Source organism: Streptomyces sp. NPDC059828 (genome assembly GCF_042731955.1).
Classification (GTDB): domain Bacteria; phylum Actinomycetota; class Actinomycetes; order Streptomycetales; family Streptomycetaceae; genus Streptomyces.
The window spans coordinates 1-17,393 of the sequence record NZ_JBHWIW010000059.1 but is presented as its reverse complement, the minus strand read 5'-3'; the positions used below and the strand labels follow the sequence as shown (position 1 = coordinate 17,393).

Here is a 17,393-nt window from a genome sequence, read left to right as displayed (position 1 = left end):
CCGCGAGCGGTCACCACGGTCCAACACCTGTTCGGAACCCATTGACGCATCTCTGTTGTAAATTCCCCCGCATGCCCCAGGCCCAGGACCTCGAGCCCCGGCTGCTGCGCGCCTTCGTCGCCGTCGCCACCGAACTGCACTTCACCCGCGCCGCTGCCCGGCTGTTCATCGCCCAGCAAGCGCTGAGCCGGGACATCAGGCGCCTTGAGCGGGAGTTGGGCGCCGAGCTGTTCGTACGGACCACCCGGCAGGTGATGCTCACCGCCGACGGGGAGCGGCTGCTGCCGTACGCGCGCCGGGTGCTCGACGCCCAGGACGAGCTGGCCGCCGTGTTCGCGGACGCGAGCCGCCCGCTGCTGGTCGATCTCAACAGCGAGGGGATGACGACGGGGCGGGTTCTGGAGCGGGCCCGTGCGCTCGCGCCCGGGAGCGAGCTGATGGCCCGCTTCGAGAGCGGGCTGACCGGAGCTGCGGCGGAGATCGTCGCCGGCCGGCTCGATGTGTCCTTCGGACGGTACGCCGGACTCGAATCGTCCATGCGCTCGCATCTGGAACATCAGCTCGTGCGGTTCGAGCCGATGGCGGTCCTGTTGCCCGCCGACCATCCGCTGGCGGGATGTGAGCGCCTGGAGCTGGATGCCCTGGCGGGCGAGCGGATCTATGCCGGTGCGGGCAATCCGAGGACGCTGGAGTGGACCGACCTGGCACGACGGCTGTTCGAAGGGCGCGGGATCGAAATCGCCCCGCCGGCACCGGTGGCCCTGGGGAAGGAGGAGTTCCGCCGCATCATGGCCAAAACTCGTAGCCCTGTACTCGCAGTAACCGAGTTCCCGCCCATGCCGGACACCGTGCTGCGCCCCCTCGTCGCGCCCGTGCCGCTGTCGCCGCTTTCCCTGGTCTGGCGCAGGGGGCTGAGGCATCCGGGCCTTGACGCCCTGCGGCTCGCGGCCACTCAGCTCGCTGCCGAAGAGGGCTGGCTGAAAATGATCCCTGGAGCCTGGCTTCCGGACACAGACCGGTCACTTATTACGGACAACCGCTGATACACCGACCCAAGCGGAAGCACTGTGCGCTACATTCATGGTCCCGGGTGCCACATGGGTTGACGGGTGCTTGGACGCGGTGGGGGCCGCGTCGGGTGACCGAGATCCGGCCATACGTGTGCCCGGTTCCGTTCAGTGGGGGATGTGCGTTCTGCAGTGGAAAATTGGCGAGAAGCTGCTCGTTTCGGGTCTACGCATGAGCCCAACGATGCTCGGGGCAACGAGGTCACGGTGCAGCTCGCGGTCACCGAGCTCGGTGAACTGCGCGGGCTCGATGACCTTAACGAACTCACCGTCCAGCTCGACGGCCTTGGCCGACAGCTCACGGAACGTAACCGTCTCGTGGGTTCGACGGACACGAAACGGCCGGACGCGCCACCCGCGCAGGACTCCTCCGACGGACCGGTGTTCGTCGACGCCAGCGGCCGCCGCAGCCGGAAGCTCCGCCGGATCGGCTGGGTGCTCGCCATCGCCTGCGCCTGCTACGCCATCACCCTGGTCGCCGCCCTCATCGGCGGCAACTCCAGGGCGCCCTGGCTGCTGATACCCGGCCCTGAGGGCGAGCAGAACACGGGCACCGTGCAGGAGCAGCCCGTTCCCACCGGCTCACCCACGGATCCGGCCGCCCCTGGGAGCAGCCCGGGAGCCCCCGCCCTCGACGGTTCCACCGGCGCTGCCCCCGAACAGCAGCCGGACGGCACGGCCAGCGGCGCCGGCGGCAGCGCGGGAGCCAGCGCCTCCGCCGACCCCGGTGCCACCACCGGCCCCAGCGACACAGCGCCCGGCAACGGCGGCGCCACCGCGGGCGCCGGAAAGCCCGTCACGCGCCCCACCGTCTCCGCACCCGTCGACGGCGGAGCGGGAGGCGAGGAGCCCGAGCCGGAGGAGCCGCCCGCCCCTCCGACGGACACCGAGACGGCACCCACGGAAGAACCACCCACCGACCCACCCGCGGGTGACGGCGGCCAGCAGGGCCTGGAAGGCGCAGAGTAAATGACCACCTCCGGCAGGCGTGCGCGCAGACAGCGCACGGCCGTCAGGCGCAGGCTGCCCATGCGCTATCTGCTGCCCTCGCTGTTCCTCGTCGCGCTGCTCGCGATGCTGATGCTGCGCGGTTACGTCCACAGCGAGATCCTCGCCGACCACCGCGTACGGCCGCCGGACTCGAGCGACCACGTCCCCGCGAACATCCTCAAGGGCGGCCCGGTCATCGACGCCCGCGCCGGAATCCAGCCCAAGGCGCTGAGCGTCCCCGACAAGAAGCTGGTGCTGACCTTCGACGACGGGCCCGACCCCGTCTGGACGCCCCAGGTACTCGACAAGCTGAGGAAGTACGACGCACACGCCGTCTTCTTCGTGACCGGCACGATGAGCTCCCGCTACCCCGAGCTGGTCGAGCGGATCGTCGCCGAGGGCCATGAGATCGGGCTGCACACCTTCAACCACCCCGACCTCTCCTTCCAGTCGAAGAGCCGTATCGACTGGGAACTCACCCAGAACCAGCTCGCCCTGGCCGGCGCCGCCGGGATCCGCACCTCCCTCTTCCGGCCGCCGTACTCCTCGTTCTCGTCGGCCCAGGACGACTTCTCCTGGCCGGTGACCGAGTACGTCGGCAGCCAGGGCTACATCACGGCCTTCAACGACACCGACAGCGAGGACTGGAAGCGCCCCGGCGCCGACGCGATCATCGAGCGCGCCACGCCCCAGGGCACCAAGGGCTCCATCGTGCTGATGCACGACTCCGGTGGTGACCGGTCCCAGACCGTCGCAGCGCTGGACCGCTTCCTGCCCCGGATGCAGAAGCGGGGCTACGCCTTCACCAACCTCACCGAGGCACTCGGCGCACCGAGCGCCCACACCAAGGTCACCGGACCCGAGCTGTGGAAGGGCAAGGCCTGGGTGGGGGCGGTCGCCGTCTCGGAGCGCACCACCAGCGCCCTGACCGTGGGCCTCGCCGTGATCGGCGTGCTCGTCTTCGTGCGCTTCGGGATGATGCTGCTGCTCTCCTTCGGGCACGCCCGCAAGGTGCGCCGCCGTCGCTTCCGCTGGGGTCCGGCCGTCACCGAACCGGTGACGGTGCTCGTCCCGGCGTACAACGAGAAGGAGTGCATCGAGAACACGGTGCGCTCGCTCATGGCCAGCGATCACCCCATCGAGGTCATCGTCATCGACGACGGCTCGTCCGACGACACCGCCGACCTCGTCGACGAGATGTGGCTGCCGAACGTCCGGGTGATCCGCCAGGCCAACGCCGGAAAGCCGGAAGCCCTCAACAACGGCATACGCAACGCCCGCCACGACATCATCGTGATGATGGACGGCGACACGGTCTTCGAACCGTCCACCGTCCGCGAACTGGTCCAGCCGTTCGGCGACCCGAACGTCGGCGCCGTCGCGGGCAACGCCAAGGTCGGCAACCGCGAGTCCCTCATCGGCGCCTGGCAGCACATCGAGTACGTGATGGGCTTCAACCTGGACCGCCGGATGTACGACATGCTGCGCTGCATGCCCACCATCCCGGGTGCGGTCGGCGCCTTCCGGCGCGAGGCCCTCCAGCGGGTCGGCGGCATGAGCGACGACACCCTCGCCGAGGACACCGACATCACGATGGCGCTGCACCGCGACGGCTGGCGGGTCGTCTACGCCGAGCGGGCACGCGCCTGGACCGAGGCGCCGGAGAGCGTGCAGCAGCTCTGGTCCCAGCGCTACCGCTGGTCGTACGGCACGATGCAGGCCATCTGGAAGCACCGCAGGGCCGTGATCGACAGCGGCCCCTCCGGCCGCTTCGGCCGGGTCGGTCTGCCGCTGGTCTCGCTCTTCATGGTGCTGTTCCCGCTGCTCGCACCGCTCATCGATGTGTTCCTGATGTACGGACTGGTCTTCGGCCCCACCCAGAAGACCGTGGTCGCCTGGCTCGGCGTGCTCGCCATCCAGGCCGCCTGCGCCGCGTACGCGTTCCGGCTGGACAAGGAACGCATGGTGCACCTGATCGCGCTGCCCCTCCAGCAGATCCTCTACCGGCAGCTCATGTACGTCGTGCTGCTCCAGTCCTGGATCACCGCGCTCACCGGCGGTCGGCTTCGCTGGCAGAAGCTTCGCCGCACGGGTGTGGTGGAGGCGCCCGGCTCGATTCCGAGCCCGCGGCAGAGCAGTGAAAACCGGAGGCCCGTCGCGTGACCACCCAGCCCATCGACCTGGGCGGTCTGTCCCAGGACAGCCCCCGGGGCGGGCTCCAGGGCGAGCCCCGGCACCGGGCCACAGCGCCGACCCCGACGCCGGCCCCTGCCCCCGCCACGGTGCCCAAGCGGCCTGGCCGAGACCGCTACCTGGACCTGCTGCGTACCATCGCGCTGGGTCGCGTCGTGGTGTACCACATCTTCGGCTGGGCCTGGCTGACGATCCTCTTCCCGTCCATGGGCGTGATGTTCGCGCTGGCGGGTTCGCTGATGGCGCGCTCGCTCTCCCGGCCCGCCCTGGAGGTCATCCGGGGGCGCGTGCGGCGACTGCTGCCTCCGATGTGGGCCTTCTCCGCCGTCGTGCTGCCGCTGATCTTCTACTTCGGCTGGAAGCCGGTGAAGGAAGAGGGCATCTGGTGGTTCGTGAAGCTCGCCTGGTACGTCGTCCCGGTCGGCGCACCCCCGTTCCCCTGGTCCAGCGGTGACAACGCCGGACTGCTCGAGGAGACCTGGGCCGTCCAGGCCGCGGGACCCCTCTGGTACATCCGGGCCTATCTGTGGTTCGTGATCGCCTCGCCGCTGCTGCTGTGGGCCTTCCGCAGGGCACCCTGGGCGACGCTCCTCGCGCCGCTCGGACTGACCGCGATCGTGGGCTCGGGGTTGTTCACGATCCCCGGCGAGACGGGCAACGCGATCACCGACTTCGCCTGCTTCGGCTCCTGCTGGGTGCTCGGATTCGCCCACCAGGAGGGCATGTTCGAAAAGGTCCCGCGCTATCTGATCGTGTCCTGCTCCTCGTTGATCATGGCCTTCGGGCTGTGGTGGGCCTCGGGGCATCTGGGCGAGGACGGCTGGGACCTCAACGACATCCCGCTCGCGCAGGCGACCTGGTCGTTCGGCTTCTGCGTGATCCTGCTGGTGTACTCGCCGTCCTGGCGGGAACTGCCCGGGAAGCTGGCCCGCTTCGACCGCCTGGTCACCCTCGCCAACAACCGTGCCGTGACGATCTACCTCTGGCACAACATGCTGATCATGGCGACGATCCCGGTCATCGACCTCCTGTGGGACATCCCGTACGTGGACGAACACCTGGGTGGCTACGTCGAGTCGGTGTACGAGTACCTGATGCTGCTCGTGGTCTGGCCGCTGATCGGCCTGATGATCGTCTCCGTGGGCTGGCTCGAGGACGTGGCGGCCAAGCGCCCGCCCCGGATGTGGCCGAACGGCGCCGCGGGCAAGAAGCGGCGCCGCGCCAGGGCCCAGTAGGTCCCGTCGCCCCGCCAGGGCCCTGCACCGGCCGGCCCGGGACCGGTCTGCCCGGATCCGGCCGGCCTGGCTTTCGTACGACCGGCGTGCCTACCATGCCGACCGCCTAGTTGATCGTGTCGGCCGACGCCCACCCCCACCGGCGCCGGCCCTGCGTTTCCCCCCACCCACGCCACCGGTCGGCGAGTCGGGCCGGTGGCGTGCGATCGCCATGCGAGAGGACGCACTGTGTCGTTGGAAGCGTCACTGGAAGCCGTACCCCGTGCCAAGGGCGGCCTGCCCGGAATCGGCCATGCGCTGCGCCTGCTGCGGGACCCGCTGGGAATGCTCAGATCCCTGCACACCGAAGGCCCGTTGGTGCGGCTGGACATCGGCACCATGCCGACGGTCGTGGCCACCAGCCCCGAGGCCGTCAACGACGTCATGACCAGGCACGCCAGGTCCTTCCGCAAGGGCAGGATGTTCGACCGCGTCCGCCCGCTGGTCGGCAATGGCCTCGCCAACTCCGACGGTCCCCAACACCTGCGCAACCGGCGGCTGATCCAGCCGCTGTTCTACAAGGAGCGGCTCGAGGGTTACGCGACGGTGATGAGCGAGCGGGCCGGGGCGCTCGCCGACTCCTGGAGCGACGGTCAGGAGATCGACGCGATCGAGGTGATGGGCACCCACTGCATCGAGACCCTGGCGGCCACGCTTTTCAGCGCCGAGGTCGGCGGCGGGGCCGTCGAGTCCGTACGGGAGGACCTCCCGGTCATCCAGAAGGCCATGCTGCGGCGGGCGCTCGCCCCCAAGGCGTTCGACGGCCTGCCCGTGTGGCGGGCCTTCGACCGTTCCGCGTCGCGGATGCGTTCCGTGATCCACGACGTCATCACCGCCACCCGCGCCGCGCGGACGGAGGGTACCGATCTGCTCTCGCTGCTGCTCGCGGCGCGTGACGAGACCGGAGCCGGGCTCACCGACGAGGAGATCCACGACGAGCTCACCACGATGCTGTTCGCCGGGACCGAGACCACTGCCTCCACCCTTGCCTGGGCCCTCTACCACCTGGGCCGGCGGCCCGATGTCGAGCGGGAGCTGCTCGCCGAGATCGAGACGGCCGTCGGTGACCGCCCCGTCCGCTTCGCCGACGTGGCCCGGCTGCCCGCCGTCACCCGCGTCCTGGACGAGGTGATCCGGCTGCACGGGGTGGTCATCGTCATGCGTCGCACGACCGAGCCGGTCACCATCGCCGGCTACCCGATCCCGGCCGGCACCGAAGTGCTCTTCAGCCTCTACGCCCTGCATCGCAACCCCGATCTCTACCCGGAGCCGGACCGCTTCGACCCCGACCGCTGGCTGCCCGAGCGGGTCGCCACCCGGCCGCGTGAGCATGTCGTGCCGTTCGGAGCGGGCAACCGCAAGTGCATCGGTGACAAGTACGCCTGGATGGAGGCCGCGATCACGCTGGCCACCCTCCTGCCACGCTGGCAGCTGCGCCCGGTGCCCGGCAGCAAGCCTCCGAGGGAGGCGACATCGTCCATGGCCCACCCCACGCGGGTGCCGATGGTCGTCCGCCGGCGCGAAGCCGGGTGAGAGCGTCGCTCACACCCGGGCCCCACCCCCGGTGAGAGCAAGGTTCCACACCGGTCACCTCATGCCACGGGCCTGAAACCCGCCCTCCCTACCTTCAAAGCCACGACCCGGAGCAGCGGGGGAGATCGAGGGAGGCGTGACATGGCCCGTGGCGGCAGGTGGATCGAGCGGTGGGACCCGGAGGACGAGTCGTTCTGGGCGGAGCAGGGTGAGCGCATCGCCCGGCGCAATCTGCTCTTCTCCGTGCTCTCCGAGCACATCGGGTTCTCCATCTGGACCCTGTGGTCGGTGATGGTCCTGTTCATGGGGCCCGAGTACGGGATCGACCCGGCCGGGAAGTTCTTCCTGATCGGGACCGCGACCCTGGTCGGGGCCGTGATCCGGGTGCCGTACACCTTCGCCGTGGCGCGGTTCGGTGGACGCAACTGGACGGTCTTCAGCGCGCTGATGCTGCTGCTGCCGACTGGTGCCGCCTATGCGGTGATGGAGCCCGGGACGTCGTACGGGACCTTCCTCGCCGTGGCGGCGCTCACCGGGGTCGGCGGCGGGAACTTCGCCTCGTCCATGACCAACATCAATGCCTTCTTCCCGCTGCGGAAGAAGGGCTGGGCGCTCGGGCTCAACGCGGGCGGCGGGAACATCGGTGTGCCCGTGGTGCAGCTCGTCGGGCTGCTGGTGATCGGGACGGCTGGGGCCGCCCATCCGAGGCTCGTGCTCGGCATCTATCTGCCGCTGATCGTGCTGGCCGCGCTCTGCGCCGCGCTGTACATGGACAACCTCGCGCCCGTGAAGAACGACACCGGGGCAGCGAAGGAGGCCGTCAGGGACCCGCACACCTGGATCATGTCGTTCCTCTACGTCGGCACCTTCGGCTCCTTCATCGGCTACAGCTTCGCCTTCGGCCTGGTCCTCCAGACCCAGTTCGGCCGTACCCCCCTCCAGGCCGCGTCGCTGACCTTCATCGGGCCGCTGCTGGGCTCACTCATCAGGCCGGTGGGCGGGTCGCTCGCGGACCGCTTCGGCGGGGCCAGGATCACCCTGTGGACGTTCGCGGCGATGGCCGCCGCCACCGGGGTCGTCGTCCACGCCTCCATGGCCAGGTCCCTGCCGGTGTTCCTGGTCGGCTTCATCGCCCTGTTCGTGCTCAGCGGGCTCGGCAATGGCTCCACGTACAAGATGATCCCCGGGATCTTCAAGGCCAAGGCGCTGGCCAAGGGCATGGCCGGTGAGGCCGCCGAGGCGTACGGACGCAGGCTGTCCGGCGCCGCGATGGGGCTGATCGGGGCGGTCGGCGCGCTCGGCGGGCTGGCCATCAACCTCGCCTTCCGGCAGTCGTTCCTGACGGCGGGCACGGGAACCGGCGCGTTCGTCGCCTTCCTCCTCTGCTACGCCGTGTGCTTCACCGTCACCTGGGCGGTATACCTTCGGCGACCCGCGGCCGCGCCCGCACCGGTGGCGAGCGCCGATGCCGAGCCCAAGCTCAGCTACGCCGAGGTGTGAGTCGCGGTGCCTCGTAACGGCGCGGAAATACCGCCGATCCGAGCCTGTCACGCTCCCTTGCCAGGCTCGGTCGGCATGTACGACGAACAGCGCGACGCCCCCACGGTGGGTCCCCTGGCCGGCTTCACCGTGGGCGTCACCGCGGCCCGGCGCGCCGACGAACTGGGCGTGCTGCTCCAGCGCCGCGGCGCTGCCGTGCAGCACGCCCCCGCCCTGCGGATCGTGCCGCTCGCCGACGACGGTGAACTGCTCGCCGCGACCAAGGAACTCATCGCCCACGCACCGGACGTGGTCGTCGCCACCACCGCCATCGGGTTCCGCGGCTGGGTGGAGGCTGCGGACGGCTGGGGCTGCGGCGAGGAACTGCTCGGCTGTCTGCGCGGCGTCGAAGTCCTGGCGCGCGGACCGAAGGTGAAGGGCGCGATCCGGGCGGCCGGACTGACGGAGGAGTGGTCGCCCTCGTCCGAGTCGATGGCCGAGGTGCTGGACCGGCTGCTCGCCGAGGGCGTGGAGGGACGCCGCATCGCCCTCCAGCTGCACGGCGAGCCCCTGCCCGGCTTCGTGGAGGCGCTGCGGGCCGGGGGAGCGGAGGTCGTCGTCGTACCGGTCTACCGCTGGATGCCACCGGAGGACCTCGCTCCACTGGACCGGCTGCTGGACACCACCGTGGCCCGCCAGGTCGACGCGCTGACCTTCACCAGTGCACCTGCCGCCGCCTCGCTGTTCTCCCGCGCCGAGGAACGCGGCCTGCTCCCGGAACTGCTCGACGCCCTCCGCCACGATGTGCTCCCGGCCTGCGTCGGCCCCGTGACCGCCCTGCCGCTCCAGGCGCAGGGACTGGACACCGTCCAGCCCGAACGCTTCCGCCTCGGCCCGCTCGTCCAGCTCCTCTGCGTCGAACTCCCCGCCCGCGCCCGCACTCTGCCCGTCGCGGGCCGGCGCGTCGAGATCCGCGGCCACGCGGTCCTGGTCGACGCCGAGCTGCGCCCCGTACCTCCTGCGGGCATGGCCCTCCTCAACGCTCTTGCCCGCCGCCCCGGCTGGGTGGTCTCCCGCCCCGACCTGCTGCGCGCGCTGCCCGGCGCGGGGCGCGACGAGCACGCGGTGGAGACGGCGATGGCCCGTCTCCGTGCCGCACTTGGCAACCCCAGCCTCATCCAGACGGTGGTGAAGCGGGGCTACCGGCTGGCACTGGACCCGGCGGCGGACGAGAAGTACGCGGACACGTAGGACCACGCAGGACCCCGACGCGCCGCGTGCGGACACCCAGGGCGCGCCGCGTAGGACGCCGTGGCACTGCCCCGGCCCGACCGGTACGCGGGGTTCCCGCGCCGCCGCGCCGGGGGCACTCTGTTGTCATGGGCGCGGAGGCAGCTGGGTGTGAGGCGCGGTTCGACTCCGGGCGGGTCTGCCTGGATCTGGTGGCGGTGGCACCGGAGAGGGCCGGGACGCTCGGGCGTTGGCTCGCGGAAGCCGGGCTGCTGCCGCCGGGGACGCCCCTGGACGCGGTGACCGCCCACTGGGTCCAGCCGTTCCTTGAACTGGGTGCCTGTGTGGCGAGCCTGGTGCACGCTCATATCGAGGGCCGGGCCGATGACATCGCGCTGGCCCGGCTCAACGCGTTCGCCGCCGGAGCGGCCCCGCCCGCCGTCAGGGCCGTACGGGCCGCCGACGGGGGCCTGGTGCGGGCCCCGCTCGCGCGGCCGGAGTGCGCCGGGCTGCTGGCCGCCGTGGCTCGCGACGCTGTGGAATTGCTCACTGATCCCGTCGCCCGCGCGGGGCTGCGCCGTTGCGAAGGTGACGGCTGCCGGCGGGTCTATGTGGACACCTCGCGCGGGCGTCGGCGGCGCTGGTGCTCGAGTGAGATGTGCGGCAACCGGGAGCGCGTGGCACGGCACCGGCGCAGGGCCGCTCTCGCGCGGGCCTGAGGCAGAGGGCCTCAACTCGGCGGTGCGCGGCCCGAGTCCGGACGGGTCGCTGCGGCCGCCGTGTGACCAGGGGATTCAGTGGTCCTCGGACGGTTGCTGTGACCTGCGAAGACGCCCTCCCGTGACGCCTCGCCGAAAAATCCTGGAAGAAAATCGCGTTTGCGTTGAGACGAACATCGCGTGCCTGCGTAGTGAGTAGCGACAGGGAAGCAGTCCAGACATCCAACAGGGTCTCGACCAGGAGGTTCAGGTGCGCAAGGATGCCGCCGTGGCCGATGACCGTTCCAGGCAGGCCCGGCATCGAGCTGCGACATCGAGCGCCAGTTCCTCCGTCCCCGACGAGGAGCTGATGCGCGCGCTGTATCAGGAGCATGCCGGACCCCTCCTCGCCTATGTGCTGCGTCTCGTCGCCGGCGATCGCCAGCGCGCCGAGGACGTGGTGCAGGAGACGCTCATTCGTGCCTGGAAGAACGCCGGTCAGCTCAATAGGGCAACCGGCTCTGTCCGACCCTGGCTGGTGACGGTCGCACGCCGCATCGTCATCGACGGTCACCGCAGCCGGCAGGCCCGGCCGCAGGAGGTCGACCCGTCGCCGCTGGAGGTCATGCCTGCGGAGGACGAGATCGACAAGGCGTTGTGGCTGATGACGCTCTCGGATGCGCTTGATGATTTGACCCCGGCGCACAGGGAAGTACTCGTCGAGACGTACTTCAAGGGGCGTACGGTCAACGAAGCGGCCGAGACGCTTGGCATACCGAGCGGGACCGTCCGGTCCCGCGTCTTCTATGCATTGCGTTCCATGAAGCTCGCTCTGGAGGAGAGGGGGGTCACGGCATGACACAGGAACCATACGAACAGTTCGGGCAGTCCGGCCAGTTCGGTCAGTACGGGTATCAGTCTGATCAGCCCGGGCAGTCCGGGCATTCCGGTCGTCCCCCGCAGCCCGAACCATCCGAGCAGGGCTCGATCCACGAGACCGTCGGGGCGTACGCCCTCGGGATCCTGGACGACGCCGAAGCCACCGCCTTCGAGGCGCATCTGGCGGGCTGCGACATCTGCGCCACCCATCTCGAGGAGTTCGCCGGGATGGCGCCGATGCTGGCCATGCTGGCGGAGGCTCCGAGCGCGGTGCCCCGTCAGCGGCAGTCGAGTGCCTCGCAGCCGCCGGTAGGCGACCTGCCGTTTTCCAGCACCCTCATGGAGCCGCCGCGTCGCCCCGCGGCCCCGGTGGTGCCGACCGCGCCCAGTCCCCAGATGCTGGACAAGCTCGTCGGCGAGGTCGCCGTCAAGCGGGCCAGGAAGCGGCAGCGAAGCATGTTCATGATCGCCGCATCGGCGGTCCTGATCCTGGGTGGTCCGGCCATCGCCGTCGTCGTGACCGACGACGACGCGGAGGCGGGCGTCGTCGCCGCACCGAATCCGAGCAGCCCCGCCGAGGACGCCTTCTTCAACCAGGCGGAGGAGAAGGTCCAGAACACCGACGCGGCCACCAAGGTCAGCGCCACCATCGGGCTGGAGCAGAAGCCGTACGGCACCCGTACGGTCATGGAGCTCAAGAACGTCAAGGGCCCGGAGAAGTGCCAGCTCGTCGTCGTCTCCAAGGCCGGCAAGGAAGAGGTCGTCGGCTCCTGGAACGTTCCCGAGTGGGGATACGGCATCGCGGACGCCACGGACGAGAAGGCGCAGAAGCCGCTGTACGTCAACGGTGTCACGGCCATGGAGCGTAACGAGATCGATCACTTCGAGATCCGTACGTTCGATGGAAAACGCCTGGTGGAGGTCGACGGCTGACCTTCATTAACTGACACGAGAGGCCCCCTTCGCGTACGGTTGACGGCTGCCTAGTGCACGTCAGAAGGGGGCCTTGGTGTCCGCGCAGGAAGCTGCTGGTACCAGACCGGCTGGTACCGGAGTCGACACGGTCCGCGACCGCGAGATCGGTGTCGAGCAGGAACATCTGGACCAGGTGTACCGCCGTCTCGAGGAGAAGATCCACGAGGCCGAGTTCCTGATGCACGACGCCGCCAAACGCGGCCAGGTCGGCACACCCGGGGCGCTCGCCGAGCGGGACGCCCAGGTGTTCCGCGCCGGTATCCACCTGAACCGGCTCAACAACGAGTTCGAGGACTTCCTCTTCGGCCGGATCGATCTGCTGCGGGGCAAGACCGGCCAGAAGGGCCCCGACGGCGCCTACACCTCAGTCGAACCCGCTGACGACGCCGTGGGCGACGACCGTACCGCCGAGATCGCCGAGACCCTCCACATCGGCCGGCTCGGGGTCCTCGACGCCGACTACTCGCCGCTGGTCATCGACTGGCGCGCACCGGCTGCCGCGCCGTTCTACCGCTCGACCCCGATCGACCCGGGCCGGGTGGTACGCCGCCGGGTCATCCGCTCCAAGGGCCGCAGGGTGCTCGGTGTCGAGGACGACCTGATGCGCCCCGAGGTCACCGCGCTGCTCGGCGGCGCCGAGCTGCCCGCGATCGGCGACGGGGCGCTGATGGCCGCGCTCGGCCAGGCCCGCAGCCACACCATGCGGGACATCGTCGCCTCCATCCAGGCGGAGCAGGACCTGGTGATCAGGGCACCCGCCGCCTCCGTGACCTACGTCGAGGGCGGGCCCGGCACCGGCAAGACGGCCGTCGCGCTGCACCGAGCGGCGTATCTGCTCTACCAGGACCGCCGGCGTTACGCGGGCGGCATCCTGATCGTCTCGCCGACGCCGTTGCTCGTCGCGTACACCGAGGGCGTGCTGCCGTCCCTGGGCGAGGAGGGGCAGGTCGCCATCCGCGCGGTCGGCTCCCTGGTCGACGGCACGGAGGCCACGACCTACGACGACCCGTCCGTCGCCAGGCTCAAGGGGTCCGCACGGATGCTCAAGCTCCTGCGCAAGGCCGCACGCGCCGCGTTGGAGCTGGGAGAGGCTCCCGAGCGGCTGCGGGTGGTCGCCTTCGGGCGGCGTCTGGAGCTGGAGGCCGACGAGCTCCAGCGCATCCGTCACAACGTGCTGGGCGGCACCGCGCCGGTGAACCTGCTGCGCCCGCGGGCCCGCAGGCTGCTGCTGGACGCGCTGTACGCGCAGTCCGGCTCCGGGGCCCGGCACAGCGACCCGGAACTCGCCGCCGAGCTGCGGGCCTCCTTCGACGAGGACGTCGCGTCGGAGGACAGCTTCCTCGGGTTCCTCGACGCCTGGTGGCCCGAGCTCACCCCGTCCGCCGTACTGGACGCCATGGCCGACGAGAAGCGACTCGGGCGCTGGGCGCGCAGGATCCTCAACCCGGGTGAGGTGCGCAGACTCGCCCGCAGTTTCAGCCGTGAGGGACTCTCCGTCCACGATGTGGCGCTGCTCGACGAACTCCAGATGCTGCTCGGCACCCCGGCCCGACCGAGGAAGAAGCGCGAGCTCGACCCGCTGGACCAGCTCACCGGGCTGGAGGAGCTGATGCCGCAGCGCGAGGAGACCCAGCGCGAGCGGGCCGAACGGCTCGCGGCCGAGCGCACCGAGTACACCCACGTCATCGTGGACGAGGCGCAGGACCTCACGCCCATGCAGTGGCGGATGGTCGGACGGCGCGGACGCCATGCCACCTGGACGATCGTGGGCGACCCGGCGCAGTCCTCCTGGCCGGACCCCGACGAGGCGGCTGCCGCCCGTGACGAGGCGCTGGGTGCCCGCCCGCGCCGCCGCTTCGAGCTGACGGTGAACTACCGCAACCCCTCCGAGATCGCCGAGCTCGCCGCCCGCGTGCTGGCCCTCGCGATGCCGGGGGCACGCTCCCCGCGGGCCGTCCGCTCCACCGGTGTGGTGCCGCGCTTCACCGTCGCCAGGGACGATCTGGAGCGGACGGTGCGCGAGGAGGCGCGCCGGATGCTGGAGCAGGTCGACGGCACCATCGGCGTGGTCGTGGCGATGGGCCGGCGCGCCGAGGCAGCCCGCTGGCTGGAGGGCTTGGGCGACCGGGTGGTGGCGCTCGGCTCGCTGGAGGCGAAAGGGCTCGAGTACGACGCGACGATCGTGGTGTCGCCCGCGGAGATCGTGGCGGGCAGCTCCCAGAACAGCGGCTCCGGGGGTGGTTCCGGGGGCGAGAGTGCGGCCGGTCTGCGGGTGCTGTACGTCGCGCTGACCCGGGCCACGCAGCAGCTCACGGTGGTGTCGGCGAAGCCCGACCGGCCGGACGGGGACGGGGTTCCGGCGCTGCTCAGGGGCTGAGAGGGAGACTGCCGAGGACCGCGGACGACGGGTCGTACGGCCGTACGGAGCCTGCCGCGGCTCCGTACGGGGTCAACCCCCCGCAGGGGGAATCACCGTCTGGGACTCTTTGTTAGCCTGTCTGTGGCACCGGCTCGATCCAAGCCCCCGGGCCCAACCTTCGTCCCTTAGAGGGACCACTTGCCGCGAGGCGAGCATGGCGGGTCGGTGCCACTGAATAGCTCGTTCGGAGAGGCCCGCGTCACCTCAGGTGGCGCGGGCCTCTCCGTTTCCCGTATCCCGACCGTTCTCGTATTGTGGAAAATACTTTCCGAAAACAAAAGGACCAGTATTACCAGCTACTCGCAGGTAGGTGCGACGATCGGAAGGCCTGCCCGGCCGTCGCCGGGCGGGCGAGCATTGAAGCTGGCAAGGAAGCCAGCTAGGGAAAGCAGAGGAAGTCGGCCATGGCAACGGCGCCCAGCGTCTCGTACTCGATGACGGTCCGGCTGGAGGTGCCCGCGAGCGGAACCGCGGTCTCCCAGCTCACCACGGCGGTCGAGTCATCGGGTGGTTCGGTCACCGGCCTCGATGTCACCGCATCCGGTCACGAGAAGCTGCGCATCGACGTCACGATCGCGGCCACCTCCACCACGCACGCCGACGAGATCGTCGAGAAGCTGCGGGGGATCGAGGGTGTCGTCCTCGGCAAGGTCTCCGACCGTACGTTCCTGATGCACCTCGGCGGCAAGATCGAGATGCAGTCCAAGCACCCCATCCGCAACCGTGACGACCTGTCCATGGTCTACACGCCGGGCGTGGCCCGGGTCTGCATGGCGATCGCGGAGAATCCCGAGGACGCCCGCCGTCTCACCATCAAGCGCAATTCCGTCGCAGTCGTGACGGACGGCTCGGCCGTGCTCGGCCTCGGCAACATCGGCCCCAAGGCCGCGCTGCCGGTGATGGAGGGCAAGGCGGCCCTCTTCAAGCGCTTCGCCGGAATCGACGCCTGGCCGATCTGCCTGGACACCCAGGACACCGACGCCATCGTGGAGATCGTCAAGGCCATCGCTCCCGGCTTCGCCGGCATCAACCTGGAGGACATCTCCGCGCCCCGCTGCTTCGAGATCGAGGCACGGCTGCGCGAGGCCCTCGACATCCCCGTGTTCCACGACGACCAGCACGGCACCGCCATCGTGGTGCTCGCCGCGCTCACCAACGCACTTCGCGTGGTGGGCAAGGCGGTCGGGGACGTACGGGTCGTCATGTCCGGTGCGGGCGCGGCCGGTACGGCCATCCTCAAGCTGCTCATCGCAGCGGGCGTCAAGCACGCCGTCGTCGCCGACATCCACGGTGTGGTGCACGCGGGCCGCGAGGACCTCGTGGAGGCGGCGCCGGGCACGGCGCTGCGCTGGATCGCCGACAACACCAACCCCGAAGGCGTCACCGGCACTCTGAAGCAGGCCGTCGTCGGAGCCGACGTGTTCATCGGTGTCTCGGCGCCCAACGTGCTGGGTGCCGAGGATGTCGCCGCCATGGCGGACGACTCCATCGTGTTCGCTCTTGCGAACCCCGACCCGGAGGTCGAGCCGGCAATCGCCCGTCAGACGGCGGCAGTTGTGGCCACCGGGCGCTCGGACTTCCCCAACCAGATCAACAACGTACTGGTGTTCCCCGGAGTCTTCCGTGGTCTTCTTGATGCGCAGTCGCGTACGGTGAACACGGAGATGATGCTTGCGGCGGCCCAGGCCCTCGCCAACGTCGTCACCGATGACGAGCTGAATCCGAACTACATCGTCCCGTCCGTCTTCAACGACAAGGTCGCGGGCGCGGTGGCCGGAGCCGTGCGCGAGGCAGCGAAGGCGGCCGGTACTGCCACTGGTGCGGCTGTGACGGAACCCACGTCGGTCTGACCTGCGCGTCCGGCGCGTCGCGGGTCGCGGGCCGGGCGAGCCCCTCTAGGGTGGCGGGTCATGAGCCGCGGTCGGCCGTGCGGATGGTCGCAACCCGTGGCTCCGGGGAGTCGCCAGCGAGTCGACGGAACGTCACCACGACGAGCAGTGGCGCTTTTCGTGTGACTCCGGAGGGTGCCGGATTGGCTTTCCCGCCGGTGGTGGGGGCAGGATGCTCCCCTGAGGGCCTGCGCCCTAGGGGGAAACCCATGGACGCGGAGGGTCTGCCGAACAGACCCGGGTCCGGGGATGTCCGAGCACCCTGGCAGCATCGGCTTCGCTGTGTCCGATATGCGGCTCCGCCGCTTGGCACGCCTCATAGGCAAGAAGAACACGGGAGTAAGAACATGAACCGCAGTGAGCTGGTGGCCGCGCTGGCCGACCGCGCCGAGGTGACCCGCAAGGACGCCGACGCCGTGCTGGCCGCTCTCGCCGAGACCGTCGGCGAGGTCGTCGCCAAGGGCGACGAGAAGGTCACCATCCCCGGCTTCCTCACCTTCGAGCGCACCCACCGTGCCGCTCGCACCGCGCGCAACCCGCAGACCGGTGACCCGATCCAGATCCCGGCCGGCTACAGCGTGAAGGTCTCCGCGGGCTCCAAGCTCAAGGAAGCCGCCAAGGGCAAGTAAGACGCCACACGACGTCTCACGATGCGCGCGTGACGCGTCCGCGCGCACCGTGCGAGGGCGGCCACCCGGTACCGGGTGGCCGCCCTCTACGCGTTCTCGTGGCCGCCCTCCATGCCCCGTGTCTTATAAAAATAAACC

General features: G+C 70.1%; 13 protein-coding genes. All 13 read left to right on the top strand.

Annotated elements, in window-relative coordinates; all coding sequences use genetic code 11:
• Nucleotides 1-71 precede the first annotated feature (71 nt).
• A complete protein-coding gene (locus tag ACFV6V_RS27575) occupies nt 72-1,043 on the top strand; it encodes a LysR family transcriptional regulator (protein ID WP_385570142.1) in 972 nt (323 codons plus the stop codon).
• Nucleotides 1,044-1,274: 231 nt separating this feature from the next.
• Nucleotides 1,275-2,036, top strand: a complete 762-nt coding sequence (locus ACFV6V_RS27570) for a hypothetical protein (RefSeq protein WP_385570139.1) — start codon at nt 1,275-1,277, stop codon at nt 2,034-2,036.
• Nucleotides 2,037-4,220, top strand: a complete 2,184-nt coding sequence (locus tag ACFV6V_RS27565; RefSeq protein ID WP_385570136.1) for a bifunctional polysaccharide deacetylase/glycosyltransferase family 2 protein — start codon at nt 2,037-2,039, stop codon at nt 4,218-4,220.
• 26 nt (nt 4,221-4,246) lie between these two features.
• Nucleotides 4,247-5,485 carry an acyltransferase gene (locus ACFV6V_RS27560; protein WP_385570186.1) on the top strand — a complete coding sequence of 413 codons (1,239 nt, stop codon included), beginning with the start codon at nt 4,247-4,249 and terminating at the stop codon, nt 5,483-5,485.
• Between the two features lie 228 nt (nt 5,486-5,713).
• Entirely contained in the window at nt 5,714-7,057 is a 1,344-nt protein-coding gene (locus tag ACFV6V_RS27555; protein ID WP_385570134.1) for a cytochrome P450, read from the top strand.
• 141 nt (nt 7,058-7,198) lie between these two features.
• Complete coding sequence (locus tag ACFV6V_RS27550) at nt 7,199-8,557, top strand: nitrate/nitrite transporter (RefSeq protein ID WP_385570131.1); 1,359 nt, start codon at nt 7,199-7,201, stop codon at nt 8,555-8,557.
• Between the two features lie 75 nt (nt 8,558-8,632).
• Entirely contained in the window at nt 8,633-9,787 is a 1,155-nt protein-coding gene (locus ACFV6V_RS27545) for a uroporphyrinogen-III synthase (RefSeq protein ID WP_385570128.1), read from the top strand.
• Nucleotides 9,788-9,915: 128 nt separating this feature from the next.
• A complete protein-coding gene (locus ACFV6V_RS27540; protein ID WP_385570125.1) occupies nt 9,916-10,485 on the top strand; it encodes a CGNR zinc finger domain-containing protein in 570 nt (189 codons plus the stop codon).
• A gap of 250 nt (nt 10,486-10,735) precedes the next feature.
• Nucleotides 10,736-11,323: a sigma-70 family RNA polymerase sigma factor gene (locus tag ACFV6V_RS27535; RefSeq protein WP_361289956.1), complete on the top strand. Its 588-nt coding sequence runs from the start codon at nt 10,736-10,738 to the stop codon at nt 11,321-11,323.
• Nucleotides 11,320-12,276 carry an anti-sigma factor family protein gene (locus ACFV6V_RS27530; RefSeq protein ID WP_385570122.1) on the top strand — a complete coding sequence of 319 codons (957 nt, stop codon included), beginning with the start codon at nt 11,320-11,322 and terminating at the stop codon, nt 12,274-12,276. The genes ACFV6V_RS27535 and ACFV6V_RS27530 overlap by 4 nt, the downstream gene beginning before the upstream one ends.
• Nucleotides 12,277-12,352: 76 nt before the next feature.
• Nucleotides 12,353-14,695 carry a HelD family protein gene (locus ACFV6V_RS27525; RefSeq protein ID WP_385570120.1) on the top strand — a complete coding sequence of 781 codons (2,343 nt, stop codon included), beginning with the start codon at nt 12,353-12,355 and terminating at the stop codon, nt 14,693-14,695.
• A gap of 446 nt (nt 14,696-15,141) precedes the next feature.
• A complete protein-coding gene (locus ACFV6V_RS27520) occupies nt 15,142-16,587 on the top strand; it encodes an NAD-dependent malic enzyme (RefSeq protein WP_385570117.1) in 1,446 nt (481 codons plus the stop codon).
• Nucleotides 16,588-16,973: 386 nt separating this feature from the next.
• The gene (locus tag ACFV6V_RS27515; RefSeq protein ID WP_004571953.1) at nt 16,974-17,255 is read left to right on the top strand and encodes an HU family DNA-binding protein; all 282 of its coding nucleotides are present in this window, start codon (nt 16,974-16,976) and stop codon (nt 17,253-17,255) included.
• The last annotated feature ends 138 nt before the right edge of the window (nt 17,256-17,393 follow it).